This is a genomic window from Streptomyces fradiae ATCC 10745 = DSM 40063 (assembly GCF_008704425.1).
In the GTDB taxonomy this organism is placed as follows: Bacteria; Actinomycetota; Actinomycetes; order Streptomycetales; family Streptomycetaceae; genus Streptomyces; species Streptomyces fradiae.
On sequence record NZ_CP023696.1, the window covers coordinates 4,315,796 to 4,338,411 of the forward strand.

Genomic DNA, 22,616 nt, shown 5'->3' on the forward strand with positions numbered 1-22,616 from the left:
CCCAGTCTCGCGCGCGTCGCGGAAGCCCGGTTTCCGCGAGGGCTGCCATGGTGTGCCCGCGTCGTACAGCACACGTACCGAAGGGGATCTTCATGCAGGCGGCAGTGGTGACGGGCGGGTCGCGCGGGATCGGGCGCGCGGTGGTCGAACGGCTCGCGGGCGACGGGGCCACGGTGGTGTTCGCCTACGTCTCCGACGAGCGGGCGGCCCGCGAGGTGGAGGAGGCATGCGGCGGGAGGGCCGTCGCCGTACGCGCCGACGTGGCGCGGCCCGAGGAGGTGGAGCGGCTGTTCGCCACGGCCGACGGGGTCTTCGCCGACCATGGCGCGGGACCGCTGTGGGCCCTGGTGAACAACGCGGGCGTCATCGACCACACTCCGGTCGGCGCGCTGACGGCGGAGGCGTTCGACCGGGTGATGGCGGTCAACGCGCGCGCCGCGTTCCTCGCGGTACGGGAGGCGGCCCGCCGGATGGGCGACGGCGGTCGGATCGTCACGGTCTCCTCCACCGGCACCGCGTGGCCCAGCGCGGGCGAGGCGGTGTACGCGGCGAGCAAGGCGGCGGTCGAGCAGCTGACCCGCGTGGCCTCACGGGAGCTGGGGCGGCGCGGGATCACGGTCAACGCGGTGTCACCCGGACCCACCGACACCGACATGCTCCGCACCGGTGCCTCCCCGGAGGCGGTGGCGGGCGTGGCGCACATGACGGCACTGGGCCGGGTGGGCACCCCCGCGGACATCGCGGCCGTGGTGGCACTGCTGCTCAGTCCCGACGCGGCCTGGCTCACCGGCCAGAACCTCGTCGCCGACGGCGGCCTGGTGTGACGGAGCCCGCCGTCGCGGGCCACGGACCGCCCGGTGGATGACCACTGGACCCGCCCGCCCCCTCGCGTCGTAGGGTGCGCTGCGCCGACGCGGTCGGCGCGCTCGGCGGAGGGGGACGGTGCATGGCTGACCTGTACGAGATCTGGCAGCGGGCCGAGGTGGCGCGCAGGCTCGACGTGCTGTCGGGCTTCGTCGCGATGTGCGTGGCGGGGGACGGTGACGCGCGCCGCCGTCTCGCCCGGCTGGCCGACGGCGCGGAGGCGGCCCTCGCCGCATCGCCCCCCGATCTGGAGCTCGCCCAGCGGCACCTGGACGCACTCGTGCGGTGGGCCGACACGGAGTGGGCCGACCACCCCTACCGCCCCGTGGAGGCCCGCCCCGACGAGGCCGACCGGCAGACGCGGGACTATGCCAAGGACCTCCGGCACGGCGCCCTCCCGGACCCGGTCCGGGACGAGATGGGCCGGATCGAACTGGGCCTGGAGGTGCGGTTCCTGGCCCTGTGCCGCCGCCCGGACCTGGACTGCCGGGCCCGCGAGGACGTCTTCTACACCGCCGGGCGCGCCGCCATGGCCCTCGACCTGGGCCACCTGGAGGCGGCGGAGCGGGAGCTGCGGCGCATGGAGCGGGTGGGGTGCGAGGGGTAGCGGGGAGCGCCGGCGCGACGGTCACGCGAGCGCCCTGACCTCACTCGGACGCGGAACCGGACGAGACCCGGCCGAGGTCCAGTTCGGCCCAGACGGTCTTGCGGGGTGCCGGGCCTTCGGCGAGGCCCCACCGGTCGGCGAGTGCGGTGACGATCAGCAGGCCGCGGCCGTGCTCGCTGTCGGGTGGGGGTACCCGGGGGACGGGTACGGCTTCGGCGCGCGTGTCGGTGGCCTCGATGCGCAGGACGTGGCCGTCGTCTTGCAGTTGCAGGACCAGGAGGAACTTCCGGCCGGGTACGCGTCCGTGGACGGCCGCGTTGGCGGCGAGTTCGGCGACGATCTGGAGGGCGTCGGCGGCCTGTTCCCGGTGCACGCCGTGGTCGCGCAGCCACGCGGCGGCCAGCTCCCGCCCGAGCCGCGCACCCGCCCGCGAGGAGGGCAGCTTCATCTGCATGCTGCTCGGCCGCGTGAGGAGGTCAGGGAAGTCGTGGTTCATGCGCACGAGGAGACCGCGCCCGGACCCGTCGGCGACAGGCGCGACCGCGCACCGCGTACCTCGTTTGCACGCTGTGCAAAGGACGTACAACCGGGCCCGTCCCAAGGCGCCTCGCCGGGAGACTGGGTCCCGCAGGAGGTGAGCAGTGGACAGCACTCATCCGATCTGGCGCTCAGCGGCCATGCGTGACGCCCTCACCCGCCGGGACGCCGGCGCGATCGTCAGGCTGACCCGCCGCGCGGCGGACATCACGCTCGCCGAACTGGGCCGGCAGGTCGGTTACACCGCCGCCTCGCTCTCCCGGATGGAACGGGGCAAGCAGCCGCTGCGAGACGTCCTGCTCCTCCAGCGGCTCGCCGACTGCCTGGACATCCCGCCGCGCCTGCTCGGGCTCGCACCGCGCCACGAGCACGAGGCGTCGGACGGGCCCGGCGCCACTAGGGTGGGGACGCACGCCCTGTCCGGCGAAAGGGGAGACGACCCGGTGCGACGCCGACAACTCCTGGCGACCCTGGCCGCAGCCACCACCAGCACCGTCCTCGCCCCGACGTCTGCCGCGCAGGCCCAGCCCCGCCACCAGCCGAGTATGTCCGGCCTGGTGGACCTCCTGCTCCACCGCCCTCACGGGGCCGACCCCACCGCCGACCCCACGCCCGCCACCGTCACCGCGGCGGTCCGCGCCTCCCGGCAGGACTTCGGCGCCTGCCGCTACGACGCCCTCGCCCGTGCGCTGCCGAGCCGGATCGCACTCGCCCAGGCCCTCGGCGCGAGCGGACACACCGAGCAGGCGGCGACCGCCGTCGCCGAGCTCTACACCACGGCGACCCGGCTCTGCATCAAGCTCGGTGAGGACGGCCTCGCCGCCGTCACCGCCGACCGTGCCCTCACCGCGGCGCTCGGCGGCGCGGACGCCCTCACCGTCGCCGAGGCGCACCGCATGGTCTCCTCCGCCTGGCGCCGCCAAGGGCACCATGCCCGCGCCGCCGACGTCGCCGTCGCGGCGGCCCGGCAGCTCGCCGCCGACCGTACCTGCGACGTGACCGAGCGGCTTTCCGTACAGGGCGATCTGTACGCCACCGCCGCCTACACCGCCGCCAAGCAGGGCGACCGGCACACCGCGCACGTCCTCATCGCCGAGGCCGAGGCGACCGCCCGGCAGCTCGGTCACGACGCGCAGCTCCGGGGCAGCGTCTTCGGCCCCAGCCAGGTCCTGCTGCACAGGATCTCCGTCAGCCATCTACTCGGTGACGCCGGTCAGGCCATCGAGCACGCCCGTCGCGTGGACCCCGCCGCGCTGCCGACCACCGAGCGGCAGGCCCGGTACTGGATCGACGTGGCCCGCGCCTTCGGCCAGTGGGGCAAGCCCGACCGCTGCTACCGGGCCCTCCTGGCCGCCGAACGGGCCGCCCCCCAGGAGGTCCGACGGGGCCCGGTCCGGGCCCTGACCGCCGGGCTCCTGCGCCACGACCGCACCCTCCCCGGCGTACGCGCCTTCGCCCACCGCACCGGCGCCCTCACCGCCGGCACGGCCTGACCTCCGTTCCGGATCCGCACACCCGAGGTCCAGTTCGGCCCAGACGGTCTTGCGGGGTGCCGGGCCTTCGGCGAGGCCCCACCGGTCGGCGAGTGCGGTGACGATCAGCAGGCCGCGGCCGTGCTCACTGTCGGGTGGGGGCACCCGGGGGACGGGTACGGCTTCGGCGCGCGTGTCCGTCGCCTCGATGCGCAGGACGTGACCGTCGTCTTGCAGTTGCAGGACCAGGAGGAACTTCCGGCCGGGTACGCGTCCGTGGACGGCCGCGTTGGCGGCGAGTTCGGCGACGATCTGGAGGGCGTCGGCGGCCTGTTCCCGGTGCACGCCGTGGTCGCGCAGCCAGGCGGCGGCCAGCTCCCGCCCGAGCCGCGCACCCGCCCGCGAGGAGGGCAGCTTCATGCTCAACTCGCCTGTGGGCGGGGGCAGAACGGTGTCGGTGTGGTTCATGTCACAGATCGTGGCTGCGGAGTCATCGTGTCCGCCAGTGATCTCGTGCGTGCGTACAGTCACTGTCAGGTGCCGGACGGCGCCTGTCCTGCCTGTCGACGGAGGTGCGCGGGCAGGGCGTGCACGGTTGCGGTGGTACGTCGGAGGTGAAGCGGTTGACGGCGGAAGTGAACGGGACCCAGCGGCTCGAGGTGGACGCGGACGAACCGGGCTGGGAGGTCGACCCGGACGACGAGTCGGGCGCGGCCGTCGTCGCGACGGTGGGGCGACAGCTGAAGCTGCGCCGCGAGGCCGCCGGTCTGAGGGCCGGGGAGTTCGGGCGGCTGATCGGCTACGGGGAGGACCTGGTCTACAAGGTCGAGGCCGGCAAGCGGATCCCGCGCCCCGAGTACCTGGAAAGGGCGGACAGCGCCCTCAAGGCGGGCGGCCTGATCGCCGCGATGAAGGCCGACGTGGAGGAGGTCCGGTACCCGAAGAAGATCCGCGACCTGGCGAAACTCGAGGCCAGGGCGGTGGAGCTGTTGTCGTACGGAAGCCACGCGCTGCACGGACTGTTGCAGACGGAGCAGTACGCGTGGGCCCTGCTGGGCACGCGCAAGCCGGCACTGTCCGAGGACGAGCTGGACCGTGCGGTGGCGGCGCGAATGGCCCGGCAGGAGATCTACGAGCGTTGCCCGAAGCCGGAGTTGAGCTTTGTCCTGGAAGAGATGACACTGCGCCGCCCCATTGGGGGAACAATGGTGCACCGCCGCCAGCTCGAACGTCTGTTGGAGGTGGCGCGGATGCGTAACGTCGCGATCCAGGTCATGCCGAACGACCGCTGGGAGCACTCAGGGACGGGCGGCAGGATCCAGATTCTCAAGTTCGGGGACGGCTCGGCGGTGGGGCGTACCGATGACGAGTACGGCGGACGCCCCGTCACGGCTCCGGCCCAGTTGCGCGTCCTTGAACTGCGTTATGGCACCATCCGGGCGCAGGCGCTCACGCCCAGGGAGTCGCTGGCCTTCATCGAGGACATGTGGGGAGAGGGATGAACCGCAGGAGTCACGCCGACGAACCCGACGGGCTCGTCTGGTTCAGGAGCAGCTACAGCGACACCAGCAATCCCAACGACTGCGTCGAGATCGCCGGAACCGCCGGCACCGTCCACATCCGCGACTCCAAGAACGTCGCGGGCCCCCGTCTCTCCGTGGCGGCGGAGAGCTGGGCCGGGTTCGTGGCGTACGCCTCCGGGCGCTGAACACCTCGTGCGTGCCCCGCGCCGGTCGGCTGGGTGCGGGGTGGCGGGAGGCGTACCCTCCGCCGTACCCAGCCGCCGGGCACGCCCGTACGGTGGCGCCTGATTGGCCCATGCGGTCCGGTCCGGATTGGCCAGGGCCAGCGGTCACTTCCGGTCCTAGGGTCGTGTCCATGAGCGACGACACGCGCATCCCGCCCGCCACCACCGCGCCCCTCCAGGCGGTACTGACCCGCCGCACGGACGCCGAGACCTGCGCCGACCCGAGCAGTGTGATGACCCTGCTGGGCGAGTCGGACGGCGCCCAGGGCGGCTTCACCGCCTACCGGTCCAGCTTCGCCGAGGGGGCGGCGGGGGCGCCGGCGCACTTCCACACCAAGGCCACCGAGCTGTTCTTCGTGATCAGCGGATCGTTGCGGGTGCTGGTGGGGGAGGAGGTCACCGTCCTGAACGCGGGCGACTTCCTGGCGGTGCCGCCCCACACCCCGCACGCCTTCGCCGCCGCGCCCGGTGCTCAGGCGGACGTCCTGTTCGTGTTCACCCCCGGCATGGGCCGCTTCGACTACCTGCGCCTGCTCGGGCGGGTGATGCGGGGCGAGGCCGATCCCAAGGAGATCGCGGAGTCCGCGGACCGCTTCGACAACCACTACGTCGACAGCCCCGTCTGGCGCGCCGTTCCGGACGGCTCCGCCTGACCGGCGGCACGGCGGCGCGCGTCCGTACGCCACCAGCCCGGCCCTCGCGGCTCGCGGGGCCCGGCACCGACGCGCCCTCCCGCAAGCGGCGGCCGGCCGCTCCGGGAGGGTGCCGGAACCAGCGGGGCCCGGAAGCGGGCCGCTGAGCGCCGGGCCGCCGTCAGCAGGTGGCGGCGCTGGAGATCCTGATGCCCGTCAACGTACCGGTGGAGACGGTGAAGCTGCGCTTCGGGGGGATGCAGGTCGTGGAACCGCCCGACCAGCGGATGTAGGCGACGTCGTCATTGCGGGTGTTCTGGACCACCAGGTTCGGGCCGGACGGCCGGGACGGCAGGTTCTGCCAGGTGCTGGTGACGTCCTTGAACTGGCCGATCTTCACGCCGTTCTTGAAGAGGCACACATACGGATAGCTGCAGGTGTCCGCCGCCGCCCGCGCCGTGACGGCTCCAGGCGACGCCTGCGCCGTCCCCTGCGTGGCCAGGGAGACCCCGCCGGCCATGGCGATGGTCATCGCCACGGCTCCGATACCGCGTACTGCTTTCACGCCAGAACCCTTCGCTTGGATACGTTTCGGGCTTGCATGGCCGTACTCGCGCATTCTCCGACAGCTCGGCACGAGGCGCCCAGAGGCATCTCGGTCAACCGGTCGGCGCATGGGGTTGAGGGCGTCTCGTCGGTTCCACCTGCTCGATCGGCTCCCAACCGGCATGATGGGTACGCCAGTTGAGCGCGCCTTTCGGACAGGGCGCGGGTGCGGAGGGGGACACGGATGAGGCGAGCCGGGCAGGCGGCCGTGGGGCTGGTGCTGTTGCTGTCCCTCGCGGCGGCGGGGTGCTCGGGCGCGGACGGCGGCGGGGGCGCCGGTGGCGGTGACAAGGGCCGGAGCACGGCCCCCTCCACCCGCATGCACGTGCTCACCCGCACCCCCTGCGCCCTGCTCGAGGAGAAGCCGCTGGTGGACGGCATGACGTTCCGCGCCGGCACCGACTCCCTGCGTACCGAGCCGCGCGAGGACTCGTCCCAGGACGGCACGCCGCAGACGTACCGGCAGGTCTCCTGCCACGAGACGAACGGCAGGGCCGCGCAGGGCGGCGACCTGTGGCTCCTCAGCACGAGCGCGGACCTGTACGAGCGGGTCGGGCCGGCCTGCCACAGGAAGCGGGTCAAGGAGGACCTGGACCGGGCGCAGCACCGCGACCCGGTCGCCCTGGGCGGCTCCGCGTACTGGCGGAGCATCGAGGAGAACGGCCGCCCGGGCCGCGAGCTGGTCCTGTGCGACGGGAACCTCCTGCTGGAGGTCACCGCCTTCGCCCCGTACGGCAGCGAGCGCGACAGCGTCGACCGCACCCTCGGGAAGGTCGTCGAGGCGGCGGCCCGGCTGATGGAGGAGGGCCTGCGCGACCCGTCCTCCACCCCGGCGCCGTAGCGCGGCGTCGCGCGTGCGGGCGGGGGACGGCGTCGGTCGAGGCCGACCTGAACGGCTCGAGTCACGGCCGGGCTGCCTCGCGGGCCGATAGCGGTGCGTGACTGTAGCCCTCGTGGCCCTCGTAGCCCCCGTGGCCCCCGCAGCCCCCGCAGCCCCGTGGCGCGCGGCCGTGGCCTGCTCCGCCCGTCACCACCACCGTCACCCCCGCACCGGCCGAGCCCCGCGAAGCCCGGTGCGAGAGGCCATCCGAGCAGGCAAAACGCAACTTCGACACGGCCCGTGGCAGGCGGCTACCTTCGCCCCCGTCTTCCGCGACCGCCCACGGTCGCGGGGGCGTTCCCTCAGGCCGGTCACCCCGACGCGACCGCGTCGGCCACGCCCCACAGCCCTCGCAGCCGGGCGCCGGCCACCGCACCGGGTCCACCTCGGGCCCCCACCCAGGGAGAGACGCATGCCCCGTCTCGTGCTGTACACCTTCGGCGTCCTGAAGTCCCCCCTCGCCGACCCCGCGCCCCTCACGCGCGAGTTCTACGACCGCGGCGAGGCCGTCTACCGGCAGATCGGCCGGCACCCCGGGTACCTCGCACGCGCCGAAGCGGCGGACGGCGACCGGGGCGTGCTCTTCGGGGCGGACTGGGGCCCGTGGGGGGAGTTCGCCGTACCGGCCTGGTACGGCAAGGGCCGTGCGGCGGACACCACCGCCCTCGCAGCGACGCTCTCGCTCTGGACCGGCCCGCGCGCCGCCTTCGACGCCGTCTACACCGGCCCGCACCGAGAGGCGCTGAACAGGCGCTACGACTGGTTCGAGCGGTCGGACCATCCGAACCACGTGATCTGGTGGGTCTCCGACGACGTGACGCCCACCTGGCAGGACGGGGTGTCCCGGCTGGAGCACCTCCACGCCCACGGTCCCGCGCCGCACGCCTTCACCTTCCGTCACGCGTTCAGCCCGGAAGGGACCCCGACCAGGACCGACGGCACCGGGCACGACCACTGAAGGTCCCCCGCGACCGCCCGCCCGAGCGGGGGCGGGGTGCCCCGAAGCTCCACCGGGTCGGCGCCGGGCCCTGCGGCCGGGGCGGGGTCGGGGGCCGGTGTGTGGGGGCGCTGGGGGGCGTGAGGCACAATCGGGGCCATGACGAGCCCCGCACAGCCGCCCGGAGAGTCCGGGAAGCCCTCCGAGTCCGCCTCCGCCGACCGTGTCTACCGGTCGCCGATGGCCATGGTGGGCGGTGTGCTGCTGCTCGGCATCGGGCTGTGGATGGGCGGCGACGCCGTGTTCCGCGGGGACGGGCTCACGCCGTGGACCGCGCTCGCCGCGCTGCTGCTGGGCGTGCCGCTCGTCGCCGCCTTCACCTTCCGGCCCGCCGTCTACGCCGGTAACGACCGGCTGCGCGTCCGCAACCCCTTCCGTACCGTCGTCGTCCCCTGGGCCGCCGTGGCGGAGCTGAGGTCGACCTACTCGACCGAGGTCGTCACCCGCGACGGCGCCAAGTACCAGCTGTGGGCCGTGCCCGTCTCCATGCGGCAGCGCAAGCTGAACGTCCGCAGCGGCGGCAAGCACCTGGTCGGCTCCGAGGCCACCGTCGAGGAGCTGCGGACGCTCGCCGAGCAGAACGCCGTCCGCCCCACCGCCAAGGGCGACCCCGAGGTGCGGTGGGCGTACGGGTTCATCGTCCCCGCCCTCGTCGGGCTGGTCGCGCTCGTCGTGCTGCTCGCCCTGGGCTGAGGCGCACGCGCCGGGCGGCAGGCGCCCGGGGGCGGCACAGAGGCGGCACGTGGCCAGGGGCGGTACGCGCCGAGAGCGGTACGCGTCCAGAGCGGTACGCGCCGAGAGCGGTACGCGTCCAGAGCGGTACGCGCCGAGGGGCGCCGGGTCCTCCCGGCGCCCCTCGGCACATGTCGCGCGTACGGTGCGCGCGCCCCCGCCCGTACGGGTCAGATGCCCGCCGCCCGCGCCAGGTCCCGCTTCAGCGACCCGAGCGTGCGCGCCGCCCGCTCCCGCGCGTCCGCCAGCGACGCGGCGTCCGGCACCGGGACGACGACCTCCAGGTAGCACTTCAGCTTCGGCTCCGTACCGCTCGGCCGCACGATGACCCGCGCCCGGTACTCGCCCTCCAGGTGGTACCGCAGCCCGTCCGTCGGCGGCAGGTCCCCGGCGCCCCGCGCCAGGTCCTCCGCCCGCGTGACGGCCAGCCCCGCCAGGACCGTCGGCGGCGCCTCCCGCAGGCGGCGCATCGCGTCGGCGATCACGCCCAGGTCCTCGACGCGGACCGACAGCTGGTCCGTGGCGTGCAGGCCGTGCGCGACGGCCAGGTCGTCCAGCAGGTCCGTCAGCGTGCGGCCCCGCTCCTTCAGCTCCGACGCCAGCTCCGCGACCACCAGCGCCGCCGTGACACCGTCCTTGTCGCGTACGCCCTCGGGGTCGACGCAGTAGCCGAGCGCCTCCTCGTAGCCGTACCGCAGGCCCTCGACGCGGGCGATCCACTTGAAACCGGTCAGGGTCTCGGCGTGCCCCACGCCCGCCGCCGCCGCGATCCTGCCCAGCAGGGACGACGACACGATCGACTCGGCGAACACGCCCTTCGCGCCCTTGCGCACCAGGTGCTCCGCGAGGAGCGCGCCCACCTCGTCGCCGCGCAGCATCCGCCACCCGGCCTCGGCCGACGCGTCCGGCACGGCCACCGCGCAGCGGTCGGCGTCGGGGTCGTTCGCGATCACGATGTCCGGCCGCGCCTCCCGCGCCTTCGCGAACGCCAGGTCCATGGCGCCCGGCTCCTCCGGGTTCGGGAACGCCACCGTCGGGAAGTCCGGATCGGGCTCCGCCTGCTCCTCCACCAGGACCGGCGCGGGGAAGCCCGCCCGTTGGAACGCGGCCAGCACCACGTCCCTGCCCACGCCGTGCATCGCCGTGTACACGACGCGCGCGGTGCGCGGGCCGCCCGGCGTCAGCACCGCGTCCGTACGGGCCAGGTACGCGTCCAGCACCTCGTCGCCCAGGACCTCCCAGCCGTCCTCGGCGCGCGGCACGTCCGCCAGCGACCGCACGGCGGCGATCTCCGCGGCGATCTCCGCGTCCGCGGGCGGCACGATCTGCGAGCCGTCGCCCAGGTACACCTTGTAGCCGTTGTCGCGGGGCGGGTTGTGGCTCGCGGTCACCTCGACGCCGGCGACCGCGCCCAGGTGCCTTATGGCGTACGCGAGGACCGGCGTCGGCAGCGGGCGCGGCAGCAGCGCCGCCCGCAGGCCCGCCGCGACCATCACGGCGGCCGTGTCGCGGGCGAAGTCGGCCGACTTGTGGCGGGCGTCGTAGCCGATCACCACGAGGCCGTCGGACTCCCCCTTGGCCCTCAGGTACGCGGCCAGGCCCGCCGCCGCGCGGATGACGACCGAGCGGTTCATCCGCATGGGCCCCGCGCCCAGCTCGCCGCGCAGCCCGGCCGTGCCGAACTGCAGCGTGCCGGAGAAGCGGGAGGCCAGCTCGCCGAGGTCCCCGTCCGCGAGCAGCCGCGCCAGTTCGCCGCGGGTCTCCTCGTCCGGGTCCTCGGCCAGCCACGCCTCGGCCTGCGCGAGGAGGTCCTGCTGGTCCTGCGGCGGGTTCTGCTGCACGGGGTCTGCCTCTCTGGTGTCGTCGTACGCGGGTCGCCTGCGGGCTTCCGCGCGCTCGCCGCCCCGCCCGAGGGGTGGTCGGTGCGGGAGGCTGTCGCGCGGGCCGCGCCGTGGGGCCGCGTGGGGGTGTGCGGGGGACTCGTACCCCGTGACCGCCGTTGCCCGACATCGCCCCGGGCGTGCGCCGGGCCGGGGCGCCGGCGGGCGGCGGCGACGGGTGCCCGCCCGGAGGGGCGTGGCGGAGGGGGCCGGTCCCTCACGGGTGCGAGGGGGCCGGGCCTGCCGGGCGCCTTCGGGGCCGGGCGCCCGGGGGCCTGCCGGTCCCCGGGTGCGCCCGGGGAAGGGCACGTGCCCCCGGGGGCGCCGCGCGGGGGCACGTGCCCCGCGCGGGGTGCGTCAGATGCGCTCCAGGACGCGGGTGAGCAGTTCGCCCATCCGCGCGGCCGAGTCGCGGCCCGCCTGGAGGACCTCCTCGTGGTTGAGCGGCTCACCCGAAAGGCCCGCGGCCAGGTTGGTGACGAGGGAGATGCCGAGGACCTCCGCGCCCGCCTCGCGCGCCGCGATGGCCTCCAGGACCGTGGACATGCCCACCAGGTCGCCGCCGAGCACCCGGACCATGTTGATCTCGGCCGGGGTCTCGTAGTGCGGGCCGGGGAACTGGACGTAGACGCCCTCCTCCAGGGACGGGTCCACCTCCTTGCACAGGGCGCGCAGCCGCGGCGAGTACAGGTCGGTCAGGTCCACGAAGTTCGCGCCCTCGATGGGGGAGGCCGCGGTGAGGTTGATGTGGTCGCTGATCAGGACCGGCTGGCCGGGGCGCATGCCCTCGCGCAGGCCGCCGCAGCCGTTGGTGAGGACGACGGTGCCGCAGCCCGCGGCGACGGCGGTGCGCACGCCGTGGGCGACGGCGGCGACGCCGCGGCCCTCGTAGTAGTGCGTACGGCCGAGGAAGACCAGCGCGCGCTTCTCGCCCACGCGGTACGAGCGGACCCTGCCGCCGTGGCCCTCGACGGCCGGCGGGGGGAAGCCCGGCAGCTCGGTGACCGGGAACTCGGCCTCCGGGGCGCCGAGCGCGTCGGCGGCCGGGGCCCAGCCGGAGCCCATCACGAGGGCGACGTGGTGGGTCTCGGCGCCCGTCAGCTCGCGCAGGCGCGCGGCGGCGCCCCGGGCGGCGGTGCGGGGGTCGTCCTGGCGGTGGTCCGGGGTAACAGATGCGTTCACGCGGATGAGGGTAACCCGTCTGGGCCTACGCGCGTAGATGACGGGGCCTACGGTGTTCGGATCGTTGCCTTGTGGCTTCCGACGAGGCCGGTGCCGGGGCGGGCGACGCACCCGCCGCCGGGCCTCGCGCGCACCGCGCGGACGCCCTCAGCAGGGGCGTTTGCGCAGCTCCATGACGTAGTCGTGGGGGGCGCCCGCCGACTCGGCGGCGTCCGCGATCTCGCCCAGGTACCGGGCGGAGGGCAGGCCGCCCTCGTAGCCGTTCAGCACGTACACCCAGGCGGGCTCCTCGCCGTCCAGGGTGTGCACCCGCACCCGCATGCGCCGGTAGATGTCGAGGCCGACGCCCTCCCAGCGGTCCAGGGAGTCCTCGTCCATGGGGGCGATGTCGTAGAGGGCGACGAAGACCTGCGAGCGCGGGGCCTCCACGATGGTGGCGAGCGCTCCCTCCCAGCCCATCTGCTCCCCGCCGAACGTGAGCCGCCAGCCGTTCAGCCAGCCCGTGCCGCGCAGGGGGGAGTGCGGGGCGCGGCGGGTCATCAGCCGCGCGTCGAGGTTGCCGGCGTACGCGGCGTAGAGCGACATGGGATCGAGGGTACGGGAGGCCCCACCCCGCGTGCTCCTTCTTCCAGGCTCGCTGCGGCACCTCTCTCCAGGCTCTCTGCGCCTCCGGGGCACCTCTCTCCAGGCGCGCTGCGCCTCCGGGGCACCTCTCTCCAGGCTCGCTGCGCCTCCGGGGCGCTGTGAGCGGGTCCCGAGCCGCCGCCCGTGCTCGGCCCTCCTTCGTCGGGCGCTGCGCGCGGACGTCGTCTCGGCACCCGCGCGCCCCTTCGGCTTCGCTCGCGGTGGTGGGGGGTGGGGGGCGGCCGTCAGCAGGGCGCCTGGCGTTTGCGCGGCTCTTCGGCTTCGCTCTCGGGTGGGGTGGCCTTCAGGGGGTGCGTCCCCGCCTTCTCGCCCTCCTCGGCGGGGGACGCCTTCCGGCGTGGCGCACCCGGGGTGGGTGGGGGGTGGGCGGTGCGGAAGAATGTCGGGGGATCGAACAGTGCGGGACAATGACGTACGTACTCCCATCCCATGAGGACAACCCCGACCCCTGGGCCCACCCGTCCGCGGGGTCGCCGTGACGAGAGCGCGAGGCGTGACCCCAGTGACCCGGATCGTGATCATCGGTGGCGGACCCGGCGGATACGAGGCGGCCCTGGTGGGCGCCCAGCTCGGCGCGGAGGTGACCGTCGTCGACTGCGACGGCCTCGGCGGAGCGTCCGTCCTGACCGACTGCGTCCCTTCCAAGACCCTCATCGCGACCGCCGAGGTCATGACGACCTTCGACTCCTCCTACGAGGAGCTGGGCATCATCGTCGCCGACGACACCCCGCACGTGGAGCACTCCGCGCGGGTCGTCGGCGTCGACCTCGGCAAGGTGAACCGCCGGGTGAAGCGCCTCGCGCTCGCCCAGTCGCACGACATCACCGCCTCCGTCACCCGCGCCGGCGCCCGCGTCATGCGCGGCCGGGGGCGGCTCGACGGGGCGCAGGACCTCGACGGCTCCCGCCGGGTCGTCGTCACCGCCGCGGACGGCACCGAGGAGACCCTCGTCGCCGACGCCGTGCTGATCGCGACGGGCGGCCACCCCCGCGAGATCCCCGACGCCCAGCCCGACGGCGAGCGCATCCTGAACTGGACGCAGGTGTACGACCTGGACGAGCTGCCCGAGGAGCTCATCGTGGTCGGCTCCGGCGTGACCGGCGCCGAGTTCGCGGGCGCCTACCAGGCGCTCGGCTCGCGGGTCACCCTGGTCTCCTCGCGCGACCGCGTGCTGCCCGGCGAGGACCCGGACGCGGCGGCCGTGCTGGAGGACGTGTTCCGCCGCCGCGGCATGAACGTGATGGCCCGCTCCCGCGCCCAGTCCGCCAAGCGCGTCGGCGACCGGGTGGAGGTCACCCTCGCCGACGGCCGGGTGATCTCCGGTACGCACTGCCTGATGGCGGTCGGCGCCATCCCCAACACGGCCGGCATGGGCCTGGAGGAGGCGGGGGTGCGCCTCAGGGACTCCGGCCACATCTGGACGGACAAGGTGTCCCGCACGTCCGCGCCCGGCGTCTACGCCGCCGGTGACGTGACCGGCGTGTTCGCCCTCGCCTCGGTAGCCGCCCAGCAGGGCCGCATCGCGATGTACCACTTCCTCGGCGAGACGGTCGCCCCGCTCGACCTGAAGACGGTCTCCTCGAACGTCTTCACCGACCCGGAGATCGCCACCGTCGGCTACACCCAGGCCGACGTGGACGCCGGGAAGATCGACGCCCGCGTCGTCAAGCTGCCGCTGCTGCGCAACCCGCGCGCCAAGATGCAGGGCATCCGGGACGGCTTCGTCAAGATCTTCTGCCGTCCGGGCACGGGCATCGTCGTCGGCGGCTGCGTCGTCGCCCCTCGCGCGAGCGAGCTGATCCACCCCATCTCGATCGCGGTCGACAACAATCTGACGGTCGAGCAGATCGCCAACGCGTTCACCGTGTACCCGTCGCTGTCCGGCTCGATCGCCGAGGTGGCGCGGCAGCTGCACACCCGGAAGACCACAGCGGAGTCCTGACCGCGGAGTCCTGGCCGCGGGGCCTGATCGCGGGGCCTGACCGAGGGGGTGTGGCCGGCTGCCGACCGGGCCGCCGGGGGACAACTCCCGGCAACACCGGGCACGTGGGGGTGCCGACCGGTCAGGGATCGCTCACAGACGGGGCCGCCTATAGCACTTGGCGACCCCGTCTGTTCGCACATTCTCCGAATCGGCCCATACGGCTGCAAAGCGCCGGTCGCTGGGGTTACTGTCAGTTTCGTGTTCGCTGCAGAACGTCGTCAGTTGATCCTTGAAATGGTGCGCGCCAACGGGGCGGTATCGCTCCGTGAGCTCGCCCGCGTCGTCCAGACCTCCGAAGTGACCGTACGGCGTGACGTGCGGGCGCTGGAGGCCGAAGGACTCCTCGACCGCCGGCACGGCGGTGCGGTGCTGCCGGGCGGTTTCACCCGCGAGTCCGGCTACCCGCAGAAATCCCATCTCGCCACCGCGGAGAAGACCGCCATCGCGGACGTCGCCGCCGGGCTCGTCCAGGAGGGCGAGGCCATCGTCGTCGGCGCGGGTACGACGACGCAGGAGCTGGCCCGCCGCCTCGCGCGCGTCCCCGGGCTCACCGTGGTGACCAACTCCCTGCTGGTCGCCCAGGCCCTGGCGCACGCCAACCGCGTCGAGGTCGTCATGACCGGCGGCACGCTGCGCGGCTCCAACTACGCGCTCGTCGGCAGCGGCGCCGAGCAGTCCCTGCACGGGCTGCGCGTGTCGCGGGCGTTCCTGTCCGGCGCCGGACTCACCGCCGAGCGCGGCCTGTCCACGTCCAACATGCTCTCCGCGAGCGTCGACCGGGCGCTGGTGCAGGCGGCGGCCGAGGTCGTGGTCCTCGCCGACCACACCAAGCTCGGTACGGACACGATGTTCCAGACCGTTCCCACCGACCTGATCACCCGCCTGGTGACCGACGACCCGCCCCCGCACGACGACCGGGCCGCCATGGAGCTGCAGGCCCTCGCCGACCAGGGCGTGCAGATCACCGTCGCGGGCGGCGGACCGGGGGCGGCCGGCGCGGACACCCCCCGGCCGGCCCGCCACCAGCGGCGGGACGTCCCGCTCCCCGGCCAGCGCGGCGCCCGCCCTCCGGGCCCCCAGCTCCGCAGCGCCCCCCTGCCCCCGGACACCGCGGAGCGCCAGGCCCGCGTGGCCGACCTCCGGCGCCGCTGAACCCGCGGGGCGGGGCCGGGCGGGCCCGCGGGGCGGATGGCGGGCGGGTGCGGGGCCGGGGCTCCCGGGGTGGGCCGTACGCGGCCCGCGCGTGGCCCGCGCCGCCCCTACGCGGCCCGTACGCGCCCCTGAGAACTCCCCACGGAATGATCTTCGAGGTGGTCAGAGCACTCCGGAACCGACATTCCGGGGGCGTGGGGTGGCGCGGCCAAACGGGGGTCCAAGGCCGGACGAAGCCCCGTTGACCGGGGCAGGGTCGGCAGCAGCCACCACCTGATCACCGACGCCACCGGCATCCCGCTCGCCGCCACCCCGACCGGCGGCAACCGCAACGACGTCACCCGGCTGATCCCGCTGCTCCAGGCCGTGCCGCCGGCGCGGGGCAAGCGTGGCCGCCCCCGGCAGCGCCCGGACGTGGTGCTGGCTGACCGCGGCCACGACCACCACGGATACCGCCGCATGGTCTGGGACCTCGGTGTGAAGCCGTTGATCGCCCGCCGTGGCACCGAGCACGGTTGCGGGCATGGAACCCAACGGTGGCTCGCGGAGCGCGCGTTCGCCCACACTGGCTCCGCCGCCTGCGCATCCGCGGGAGGTCGTCCGATCACCGCGGACGGCAGAGGCCAAAGGCAAGGAGATCTCAACTCCCCGCCGTGCTCAACGTATAGCGCACCGGGGGGCTTGCGGCAAGGCCCCCGTCAGGCCGCAGAATCGCCGACCGAGGCCAGTACCTGCAGAAACGGGAGTCGCGTAGTGCGTGTGTTGTTGTCGACGTATGGGTCGCGCGGGGATGTCGAACCGCTGGTGGCGCTGGCGGTGCGGTTGCGGGAACTCGGCGCGCAGGTGAGGGTCTGCGCGCCGCCGGACGAGGTCTTCGCCCGGCTGCTGGCCAGGGCCGGCGTGGAACTGGTGCCGGTCGGCAGGCCGATGGGCACGATGACGGCGCCGTCGACGGAATCGGCGGCCTCCCGGCGCGTGACCGAGCTGGCCGCGCAGTTCGGCGCGGTCGCCGCAGCCGCCGAGGGATGCGACGTTCTGCTGGCGACCGGTCTCGCGCACTTCTCCTCGCGGTCGGCGGCCGAGAAACTCGGCATCCCCTACGTGTACGCGACCTTCTGCCCGTTCCTGCTGCGGTCGCCGCACCAAGCGCCCCCCGCGCTGCTGGCGGGCCAGTCGTTCCCGCCGGAGGTGACCGACAACCGGGCGCTGTGGGACATGAACGCCCGGACCTTCAACGCGCTGCACGGCGAGGCGCTCAACGCCCACCGGGCCTCGGTCGGTCTGCCGCCGGTGGAGGACGTCTACGGTTTCATCTTCACCGACCGGCCGTGGCTGGCGTCGGACCCGGTCCTGGGTCCGTGGCGGGAGACCCCGGAGCTCGACGTCGTGCATACCGGGGCGTGGGTCCTGCCCGACGAACGCCCGCTGGCGGACGACCTGCTGGCGTTCCTGGACGCGGGCACACCTCCGGTGTTCGTCGGCTACGGCAGCATGCGCGGCGTCTCCGCGGACATCGCCCGGGTGTCCATCGAGGCGATCCGCGCGCACGGCCGCCGCGCGCTCGTCGGCCGCGGCTGGGCCGAACTGGCTCCGATCGACGACCGGGACGACTGTTTCGTCGTCGGCGAGGTCAATCAGCAGGCACTGTTCGGCAGGGTGGCCGCCGTCGTGCACCACGGCGGCGCGGGTACGACGACGACGGCCGCCCGGGCCGGAGCGCCGCAGGTGGTGGTGCCCCAGGCGGGGGACCAGCCCTACTGGGCCGGCCGGGTGGCCGCCCTGGGCATCGGTGCGGCACACGACGGCTCGGCTCCCACCACCCAGTCCCTGTCAGCCGCACTCGGGACGGCCCTCGGCCCCGAGACCCTCGCGCGGGCACGGGCCGTGGCCGGCGGCATCCGCACCGACGGAGCGGCAGTGGCCGCGAGACTGCTGCTCGACACCGTCAGCCGAGAAAGGCCGTCGGTGCCCGCGTGAACCCCCACACGGGATCACCGAGCCGGGGAGGTGCCCGGTGCCGGGCCGCACCGCCGGCGCGGCACGCTCGAAGAGACCGGCATACCCGGCGGCCTTCCGGTCGACGCCGGATGCTCACCAGCGCGCGGCAGCGCCGGCTCCAAGACCGTTCGGTGAGGCGTTCCAAGCGGGGTCACCAGGTGGCGGCGAAGGCGCGGAGGCGGGCCTCCGTCTCCTCGTCGACCGGGAAGAAGGTCTCCACCGCCAGCTCCGACAGCGTCACGTCCGCCGGCGCGCCGAACGTGGCGATCATGCTGAAGAAGGCCATCTCCCCGAAGGGCGTCCGCAGCCGCAGCGGGGTGACGATGCCCGTCGGGTCCACGCCGCTCGGCGCCGGGCCGGAACCCGGCGGCGGAGGGTAGGCGGACACCTCCTCGTACAGCGCCCGCAGGTCGGCGCGGCCGGTGGTGGCGACCTGGTGCCCCAGGCGGGCGAGGGCGTGGGCGCGCACCTCCGGGAAGTTCGGGCACCGCGGGGCCAGGCCCTCCGGGTGGAGGATCAGCCGCATCACGTTGCCGCCCGACTCCGTCAGGTGCGGCGGCGCCGAGCCGAGCAGCAGTGCCATCGCCCGGTTGCCGTCGACGACGTTCCACAGGCCGTCCACGGCGGCGGCCGGGTACGGGTCGTGGCGCTCCAGCATGGTGCGCAGCGCCGCGCGGGCCATCGACATGCGCTCCCCGTCCAGCGGGCTCTCCCGGTACGCGGGCGCGTAACCGGCGGCCAGCAGCAGCCCGTTGCGCTCCCGCAGCGGGACCTCCAGGTGCTCCGCGAGGCGCAGCACCATCTCCCGGCTCGGCCGGGCACGGCCGGTCTCCACGCATGACAGGTGCCGCGTCGACGTGTCCGCCTTCAGGGCCAGGTCGAGCTGGCTCAGCCGCCGGCGCCGCCGCCATTCGCGCAGTAACCGCCCGACGCCGGGCGGGTCTTGGGTCTTCACGGCACCCACCGTACGCGGCGCCCGCGCGCCGTCCATGACCTCGCGGGTCATGGAGCGGGTGACCCGCCTCGTGCCACGGTGGCGCCACCGCCCGATCGAGGAGGAGGAACCGCGATGACCCGAGGAGAACCGTGATGACCCACACCCCGTCCCCGCACCACCCGCCGCCCCCCGAGACCCCCTCGCCCCCGCACCGCCCGTCGCCTTCGTACGTTCCGCGCCCGCATGGCCCGTCCGGGCACGGCCCGTCCGGGCCCCCGGCCGACGCGGCGCGCTTCCTGCGCCGCGTGCTGCGGGTCGACGGCGTGAGCACCGCCGTGACGGGGGCCCTGCTGGTCGCCGCCGTCGTACCGCTCACGGCCCTCACGGGCATGCCGCGGCCCTTCGCCGTGGCGTTCGGGATCTTCCAGCTCTGCGGCGCGGCCGGGCTGCTGTGGATCGCCCGCCACCCGGTCCCGCGCCCCCCGCTCGTCCGGGCCGTCGTCGCCGTCAACGCCGCCTCGGCCGTCGCCTGCGCCGCCCTGGCGCTCGGCGGCGTCCTGCCGCTCAGCGCCTTCGGCGTCGTCTTCCTGCTGTTCGGCGCGCTGATCGTCAGCGTGTACGCGGTACTGGAGTGGGCCGGGCTCCGCAGGGCCCGGGGGGCGGGTGACGGGGGCGGGGCACGCTGACCGTACGCCCGTCAGGTCCGCACACCGCGCAGGGTGAGGGTGAGCAGGCGGTCGGCGAGGGCGGGGTCGCCCGGGTTCTGCTCGGCGGCCAGGGCTATCGCGTTGGTGAGCTGCAGCAGGTCGCCGATCGACACGTCGCCCCGCACCGCGCCCGCCTCCTGGGCGCGGGTCAGCAGGCGCGCGCCCGCCTCGCGCAGCGGGTCGTTGCACTGCGACAGCGCCGACTTCGGGTCGCACGACGCCGACATCAGCGCCCGCGCCAGCCCCCGGTACTCACCCGCGTGGGTGACGATCGCGCGCAGCCACTCCACCAGCGCCGCGCACGGCTCGTCCGCCCGCGCCAGCTCCCGCGACCGGGCCAGCAGATCCGTCACCGCGTCCTGGAACACCGCGTTCATCAGGGCGTGCCGGTTCGGGAAGTGGCGGTACAGCGTGCCGATGCCCACACCCGCGCGGCGCGCGATGTCCTCCAGCGCCGCGTCCGTGCCGTGCTCCGCGAAGGCGGCGCGGGCCACGCCCAGCAGCCGCTCGTGGTTGCGGCGGGCGTCGGCGCGCATGGGCCTGGTCGTCGTCATCCGGCGCTCCTCCCTCGTCCCTCCAGCATGCCATCGGGCGTACGCCCGGTACGACGAGGGCGGGCGACCGGGTACGGCGAGGGGGCGGCGGCCCGGTGCGACGAGGGCGGGCGGCCCGGTGCGGAGAGGGCGGGCGGCCCGGTGCGGTGAGGGCGGGCGGCCCGGTGCGGTGAGGCCTGGCGGCCCGGTGCGGTGAGGGCGGGCGGCCCGGTGCGGAGAGGTCCGGCGACCGGGTGCGACGAGGGCGGGCGGCCCGGTGCGGAGAGGTCCGGCGACCGGGTGCGACGAGGGCGGGCGGCCCGGTGCGGAGAGGGCGGGCGGCCCGGTGCGGTGAGGCCGGGCGGCCCGGTGCGGAGAGGTCCGGCGACCCGGTGCGGGAGCGGCGCGGCCCCTCACGGACCGGCCCGCACGGGCGAGGGCCCCGCCGGTCGGTCGGCGGGGCCCTCGGTCACAGCGTACGGCGTCGGTGTCAGTCCTTGATCTCGCAGATGACGGCGCCCGAGGTGACGGACGCGCCGATCTCGGCGGACAGGCCCTTGACGGTGCCGGCGCGGTGGGCGTTGAGGGGCTGCTCCATCTTCATGGCCTCCAGGACCACGATGAGGTCGCCCTCCTTGACCTCCTGGCCCTCCTCCACGGCGACCTTGACGATGGTGCCCTGCATGGGGGAGGCCAGGGTGTCGCCGGAGGCGGCCGAGGCGGCCTTCTTCTTCGCGCGGCGCTTGGGGCGGGCGCCGGCGGCCAGGCCCGTGCGGGCCAGGCTCATGCCCAGGGTGGAGGGCAGGGAGACCTCCAGGCGCTTGCCGCCGACCTCGACGACGACGGTCTCGCGGCCGCTCTCCTCCTCGTCCGCCTCGGTGTCGGCGGGCGCGGCGAAGGGCTTGATGTCGTTGACGAACTCGGTCTCGATCCACCGGGTGTGGATGGCGAAGGGGCCCTTGGCGGGCGCGAAGGCGGGGTCGGCGACGACGGCGCGGTGGAAGGGGATGGCGGTGGCCATGCCCTCGACCTGGAACTCGGCCAGGGCGCGGCGGGCGCGCTCCAGGGCCTGGGTGCGGGTGGCGCCGGTGACGATCAGCTTGGCCAGCAGGGAGTCCCAGGCCGGGCCGATGACGCTGCCGGACTCGACGCCGGCGTCGAGGCGGACGCCGGGGCCGGTGGGCGGGTCGAAGAGCGTGACGGTGCCGGGCGCGGGGAGGAAGCCCCGGCCGGGGTCCTCGCCGTTGATGCGGAACTCGAAGGAGTGGCCGCGCACCGGCGGGTCGTCGTAGCCGAGTGCCTCGCCGTCGGCGATGCGGAACATCTCGCGCACCAGGTCGATGCCCGTGACCTCCTCGGTGACGGGGTGCTCGACCTGGAGGCGGGTGTTGACCTCCAGGAAGGAGATGGTGCCGTCGTTGCCGACGAGGAACTCCACCGTGCCGGCGCCTACGTAGCCGGCCTCCTTCAGGATGGCCTTGGACGCCCGGTACAGCTCGGCGTTCTGCTCCTCGGTGAGGAACGGCGCCGGGGCCTCCTCGACGAGCTTCTGGTGGCGGCGCTGCAGGGAGCAGTCGCGGGTGGAGACGACGACCACGTTGCCGTGGGTGTCCGCCAGGCACTGGGTCTCGACGTGGCGGGGCCGGTCCAGGTAGCGCTCGACGAAGCACTCGCCCCGCCCGAAGGCGGCGACGGCCTCGCGGACGGCGGAGTCGTAGAGCTCGGGGACCTCTTCGAGGGTGCGGGCGACCTTCAGACCGCGCCCGCCGCCACCGAACGCGGCCTTGATCGCGATGGGCAGCCCGTGCTCCTCGGCGAAGGCGACGACCTCGTCCGCGCCGGAGACCGGGTCGGGCGTGCCGGCCACCAGCGGCGCGCCGGCGCGCTGGGCGATGTGCCGGGCGGCGACCTTGTCGCCGAGGTCCCGGATGGCCTGCGGGGGCGGGCCGATCCAGATCAGGCCCGCGTCGATGACGGCCTGGGCGAACTCGGCGTTCTCCGACAGGAATCCGTAACCGGGGTGGACCGCGTCCGCGCCCGAGTCCTTGGCCGCTCCGAGCACCTTGGCGATGTCCAGATAGCTGGTCGCCGGGGTGTCACCGCCCAGGGCGAACGCCTCGTCCGCCGCACGGACGTGCAGGGCGTCCCGGTCCGGATCGGCGTAGACGGCTACGCTCGCGATCCCGGCGTCCCGGCAGGCACGGGCGACACGGACAGCGATTTCGCCACGGTTGGCGATGAGCACCTTGCGCACGATGGCTCCCTCCATTCCCAAAACACGCTGAGTTTAGGGACTGCCGACACGACGTTTCGACTGTTCCCCGCTCGTGAGGTTGCCCACACGGAGCGTTATCCGGGGCCCGGTCGGGTCCCGGAACCCCTGTCCTGCCTCGGTACGCAGGGCTTCTGCACTGCACAGTAGCCGCGCGGTGTGTCGAAGGTCTCTGTTCCGGGGTCCAGCGCGGCGTCCAGTTTCTTTGTGGGGTCCCTACGAATGGGCGAATGATTCTTTGCCGTGTCGTCC

21 protein-coding genes and 2 pseudogenes are annotated in these 22,616 nt (G+C 74.4%); 14 read left to right on the forward strand and 9 right to left on the reverse strand.

The window, feature by feature from the left end:
- Positions 1-92: 92 nt before the first annotated feature.
- Positions 93-824, forward strand: coding sequence for an SDR family oxidoreductase (locus CP974_RS19400; protein WP_031133563.1), 732 nt, complete (start codon positions 93-95; stop codon positions 822-824).
- Between the two features lie 122 nt (positions 825-946).
- Complete coding sequence (locus tag CP974_RS19405) at positions 947-1,471, forward strand: hypothetical protein (protein WP_031133565.1); 525 nt, start codon at positions 947-949, stop codon at positions 1,469-1,471.
- Between the two features lie 40 nt (positions 1,472-1,511).
- Here CP974_RS19405 and CP974_RS19410 read toward each other — a convergent pair whose 3' ends face one another.
- Positions 1,512-1,967: an ATP-binding protein gene (locus CP974_RS19410; RefSeq protein ID WP_223844465.1), complete on the reverse strand. Its 456-nt coding sequence runs from the start codon at positions 1,965-1,967 to the stop codon at positions 1,512-1,514.
- 145 nt (positions 1,968-2,112) lie between these two features.
- Here CP974_RS19410 and CP974_RS30725 point away from each other — a divergent pair, with 145 nt between their 5' ends.
- A complete protein-coding gene (locus CP974_RS30725) occupies positions 2,113-3,501 on the forward strand; it encodes a helix-turn-helix domain-containing protein (protein ID WP_031137216.1) in 1,389 nt (462 codons plus the stop codon).
- Positions 3,502-3,591: 90 nt separating this feature from the next.
- Here the strand turns inward: CP974_RS30725 and CP974_RS19420 are convergent.
- A pseudogene (locus CP974_RS19420) lies at positions 3,592-3,948 on the reverse strand (ATP-binding protein); the annotation flags it as partial.
- A 155-nt stretch (positions 3,949-4,103) separates the two neighbouring features.
- Here CP974_RS19420 and CP974_RS19425 point away from each other — a divergent pair.
- The 3 genes from CP974_RS19425 (at position 4,104) to CP974_RS19435 (ending at position 5,880) form a co-directional block, all read left to right on the forward strand.
- Positions 4,104-4,982, forward strand: a complete 879-nt coding sequence (locus CP974_RS19425) for a helix-turn-helix domain-containing protein (RefSeq protein WP_031133655.1) — start codon at positions 4,104-4,106, stop codon at positions 4,980-4,982.
- A complete protein-coding gene (locus CP974_RS19430) occupies positions 4,979-5,188 on the forward strand; it encodes a DUF397 domain-containing protein (RefSeq protein WP_031133657.1) in 210 nt (69 codons plus the stop codon). The genes CP974_RS19425 and CP974_RS19430 overlap by 4 nt, the downstream gene beginning before the upstream one ends.
- Positions 5,189-5,358: 170 nt before the next feature.
- Entirely contained in the window at positions 5,359-5,880 is a 522-nt protein-coding gene (locus tag CP974_RS19435; RefSeq protein WP_031133659.1) for a cupin domain-containing protein, read from the forward strand.
- A 160-nt stretch (positions 5,881-6,040) separates the two neighbouring features.
- On the opposite strand, the gene CP974_RS19440 is transcribed toward CP974_RS19435, so the two are convergent.
- On the reverse strand, positions 6,041-6,379 hold the full coding sequence (locus tag CP974_RS19440) for a hypothetical protein (protein WP_174887768.1): 339 nt from the start codon (positions 6,377-6,379) through the stop codon (positions 6,041-6,043).
- 270 nt (positions 6,380-6,649) lie between these two features.
- Between CP974_RS19440 and CP974_RS19445 the strand changes: the two genes are divergently transcribed.
- The 3 genes from CP974_RS19445 (at position 6,650) to CP974_RS19455 (ending at position 9,035) form a co-directional block, all read left to right on the forward strand.
- Positions 6,650-7,306, forward strand: coding sequence for a hypothetical protein (locus tag CP974_RS19445; protein WP_031133663.1), 657 nt, complete (start codon positions 6,650-6,652; stop codon positions 7,304-7,306).
- A gap of 451 nt (positions 7,307-7,757) precedes the next feature.
- Entirely contained in the window at positions 7,758-8,303 is a 546-nt protein-coding gene (locus tag CP974_RS19450) for a DUF3291 domain-containing protein (protein ID WP_031133664.1), read from the forward strand.
- Between the two features lie 138 nt (positions 8,304-8,441).
- Positions 8,442-9,035: a PH domain-containing protein gene (locus CP974_RS19455; RefSeq protein WP_031133666.1), complete on the forward strand. Its 594-nt coding sequence runs from the start codon at positions 8,442-8,444 to the stop codon at positions 9,033-9,035.
- Positions 9,036-9,244: 209 nt separating this feature from the next.
- On the opposite strand, the gene CP974_RS19460 is transcribed toward CP974_RS19455, so the two are convergent.
- From CP974_RS19460 to CP974_RS19470, 3 genes are all read right to left on the reverse strand, one after another.
- Positions 9,245-10,915 (reverse strand): phospho-sugar mutase, encoded by a 1,671-nt coding sequence (locus tag CP974_RS19460; RefSeq protein WP_031133668.1) that lies wholly within the window; start codon positions 10,913-10,915, stop codon positions 9,245-9,247.
- Positions 10,916-11,311: 396 nt separating this feature from the next.
- Positions 11,312-12,136, reverse strand: a complete 825-nt coding sequence (locus CP974_RS19465; RefSeq protein WP_031133670.1) for a purine-nucleoside phosphorylase — start codon at positions 12,134-12,136, stop codon at positions 11,312-11,314.
- Positions 12,137-12,283: 147 nt separating this feature from the next.
- On the reverse strand, positions 12,284-12,721 hold the full coding sequence (locus tag CP974_RS19470; RefSeq protein WP_031133672.1) for a gamma-glutamylcyclotransferase family protein: 438 nt from the start codon (positions 12,719-12,721) through the stop codon (positions 12,284-12,286).
- Positions 12,722-13,283: 562 nt separating this feature from the next.
- On the opposite strand from CP974_RS19470, the gene CP974_RS19475 reads away from it, so the two are divergent.
- The 4 genes and pseudogenes from CP974_RS19475 (at position 13,284) to CP974_RS19490 (ending at position 17,894) form a co-directional block, all read left to right on the forward strand.
- Positions 13,284-14,723 carry an NAD(P)H-quinone dehydrogenase gene (locus CP974_RS19475; RefSeq protein WP_031133674.1) on the forward strand — a complete coding sequence of 480 codons (1,440 nt, stop codon included), beginning with the start codon at positions 13,284-13,286 and terminating at the stop codon, positions 14,721-14,723.
- Positions 14,724-14,999: 276 nt separating this feature from the next.
- A complete protein-coding gene (locus tag CP974_RS19480) occupies positions 15,000-15,917 on the forward strand; it encodes a DeoR/GlpR family DNA-binding transcription regulator (protein WP_031133676.1) in 918 nt (305 codons plus the stop codon).
- 204 nt (positions 15,918-16,121) lie between these two features.
- Positions 16,122-16,478: pseudogene (locus CP974_RS19485) on the forward strand (transposase); the annotation flags it as partial.
- Between the two features lie 192 nt (positions 16,479-16,670).
- A complete protein-coding gene (locus CP974_RS19490; protein ID WP_031133936.1) occupies positions 16,671-17,894 on the forward strand; it encodes a glycosyltransferase in 1,224 nt (407 codons plus the stop codon).
- 172 nt (positions 17,895-18,066) lie between these two features.
- Here the strand turns inward: CP974_RS19490 and CP974_RS19495 are convergent, their stop codons facing one another.
- Positions 18,067-18,870 (reverse strand): MmyB family transcriptional regulator, encoded by an 804-nt coding sequence (locus tag CP974_RS19495; RefSeq protein WP_031133938.1) that lies wholly within the window; start codon positions 18,868-18,870, stop codon positions 18,067-18,069.
- 134 nt (positions 18,871-19,004) lie between these two features.
- On the opposite strand from CP974_RS19495, the gene CP974_RS19500 reads away from it, so the two are divergent.
- Positions 19,005-19,538: a hypothetical protein gene (locus CP974_RS19500; RefSeq protein ID WP_223844464.1), complete on the forward strand. Its 534-nt coding sequence runs from the start codon at positions 19,005-19,007 to the stop codon at positions 19,536-19,538.
- 11 nt (positions 19,539-19,549) lie between these two features.
- Here the strand turns inward: CP974_RS19500 and CP974_RS19505 are convergent, their stop codons facing one another.
- Together CP974_RS19505 and CP974_RS19510 are read right to left on the reverse strand one after the other, a co-directional pair.
- Complete coding sequence (locus tag CP974_RS19505; protein WP_031133942.1) at positions 19,550-20,113, reverse strand: TetR/AcrR family transcriptional regulator; 564 nt, start codon at positions 20,111-20,113, stop codon at positions 19,550-19,552.
- Between the two features lie 469 nt (positions 20,114-20,582).
- The gene (locus CP974_RS19510; RefSeq protein WP_031133944.1) at positions 20,583-22,346 is read right to left on the reverse strand and encodes an acetyl/propionyl/methylcrotonyl-CoA carboxylase subunit alpha; all 1,764 of its coding nucleotides are present in this window, start codon (positions 22,344-22,346) and stop codon (positions 20,583-20,585) included.
- Positions 22,347-22,616 lie beyond the last annotated feature (270 nt).

Bases quoted from the DNA above. Each gene is read 5' to 3' on its own strand.
- CP974_RS19505 (WP_031133942.1), bottom strand. From the start codon at position 20,113: ATGACGACGACCAGGCCCATGCGCGCCGACGCCCGCCGCAACCACGAG.
- CP974_RS19400 (WP_031133563.1), top strand. From the start codon at position 93: ATGCAGGCGGCAGTGGTGACGGGCGGGTCGCGCGGGATCGGGCGCGCG.
- CP974_RS19450 (WP_031133664.1), top strand. From the start codon at position 7,758: ATGCCCCGTCTCGTGCTGTACACCTTCGGCGTCCTGAAGTCCCCCCTC.
- CP974_RS19480 (WP_031133676.1), top strand. From the start codon at position 15,000: ATGGTGCGCGCCAACGGGGCGGTATCGCTCCGTGAGCTCGCCCGCGTC.
- CP974_RS19410 (WP_223844465.1), bottom strand. From the start codon at position 1,967: ATGAACCACGACTTCCCTGACCTCCTCACGCGGCCGAGCAGCATGCAG.
- CP974_RS19455 (WP_031133666.1), top strand. From the start codon at position 8,442: ATGACGAGCCCCGCACAGCCGCCCGGAGAGTCCGGGAAGCCCTCCGAG.
- CP974_RS19430 (WP_031133657.1), top strand. From the start codon at position 4,979: ATGAACCGCAGGAGTCACGCCGACGAACCCGACGGGCTCGTCTGGTTC.
- CP974_RS19470 (WP_031133672.1), bottom strand. From the start codon at position 12,721: ATGTCGCTCTACGCCGCGTACGCCGGCAACCTCGACGCGCGGCTGATG.
- CP974_RS19405 (WP_031133565.1), top strand. From the start codon at position 947: ATGGCTGACCTGTACGAGATCTGGCAGCGGGCCGAGGTGGCGCGCAGG.
- CP974_RS19435 (WP_031133659.1), top strand. From the start codon at position 5,359: ATGAGCGACGACACGCGCATCCCGCCCGCCACCACCGCGCCCCTCCAG.
- CP974_RS19445 (WP_031133663.1), top strand. From the start codon at position 6,650: ATGAGGCGAGCCGGGCAGGCGGCCGTGGGGCTGGTGCTGTTGCTGTCC.
- CP974_RS19500 (WP_223844464.1), top strand. From the start codon at position 19,005: ATGACCCACACCCCGTCCCCGCACCACCCGCCGCCCCCCGAGACCCCC.
- CP974_RS19440 (WP_174887768.1), bottom strand. From the start codon at position 6,379: ATGGCCGGCGGGGTCTCCCTGGCCACGCAGGGGACGGCGCAGGCGTCG.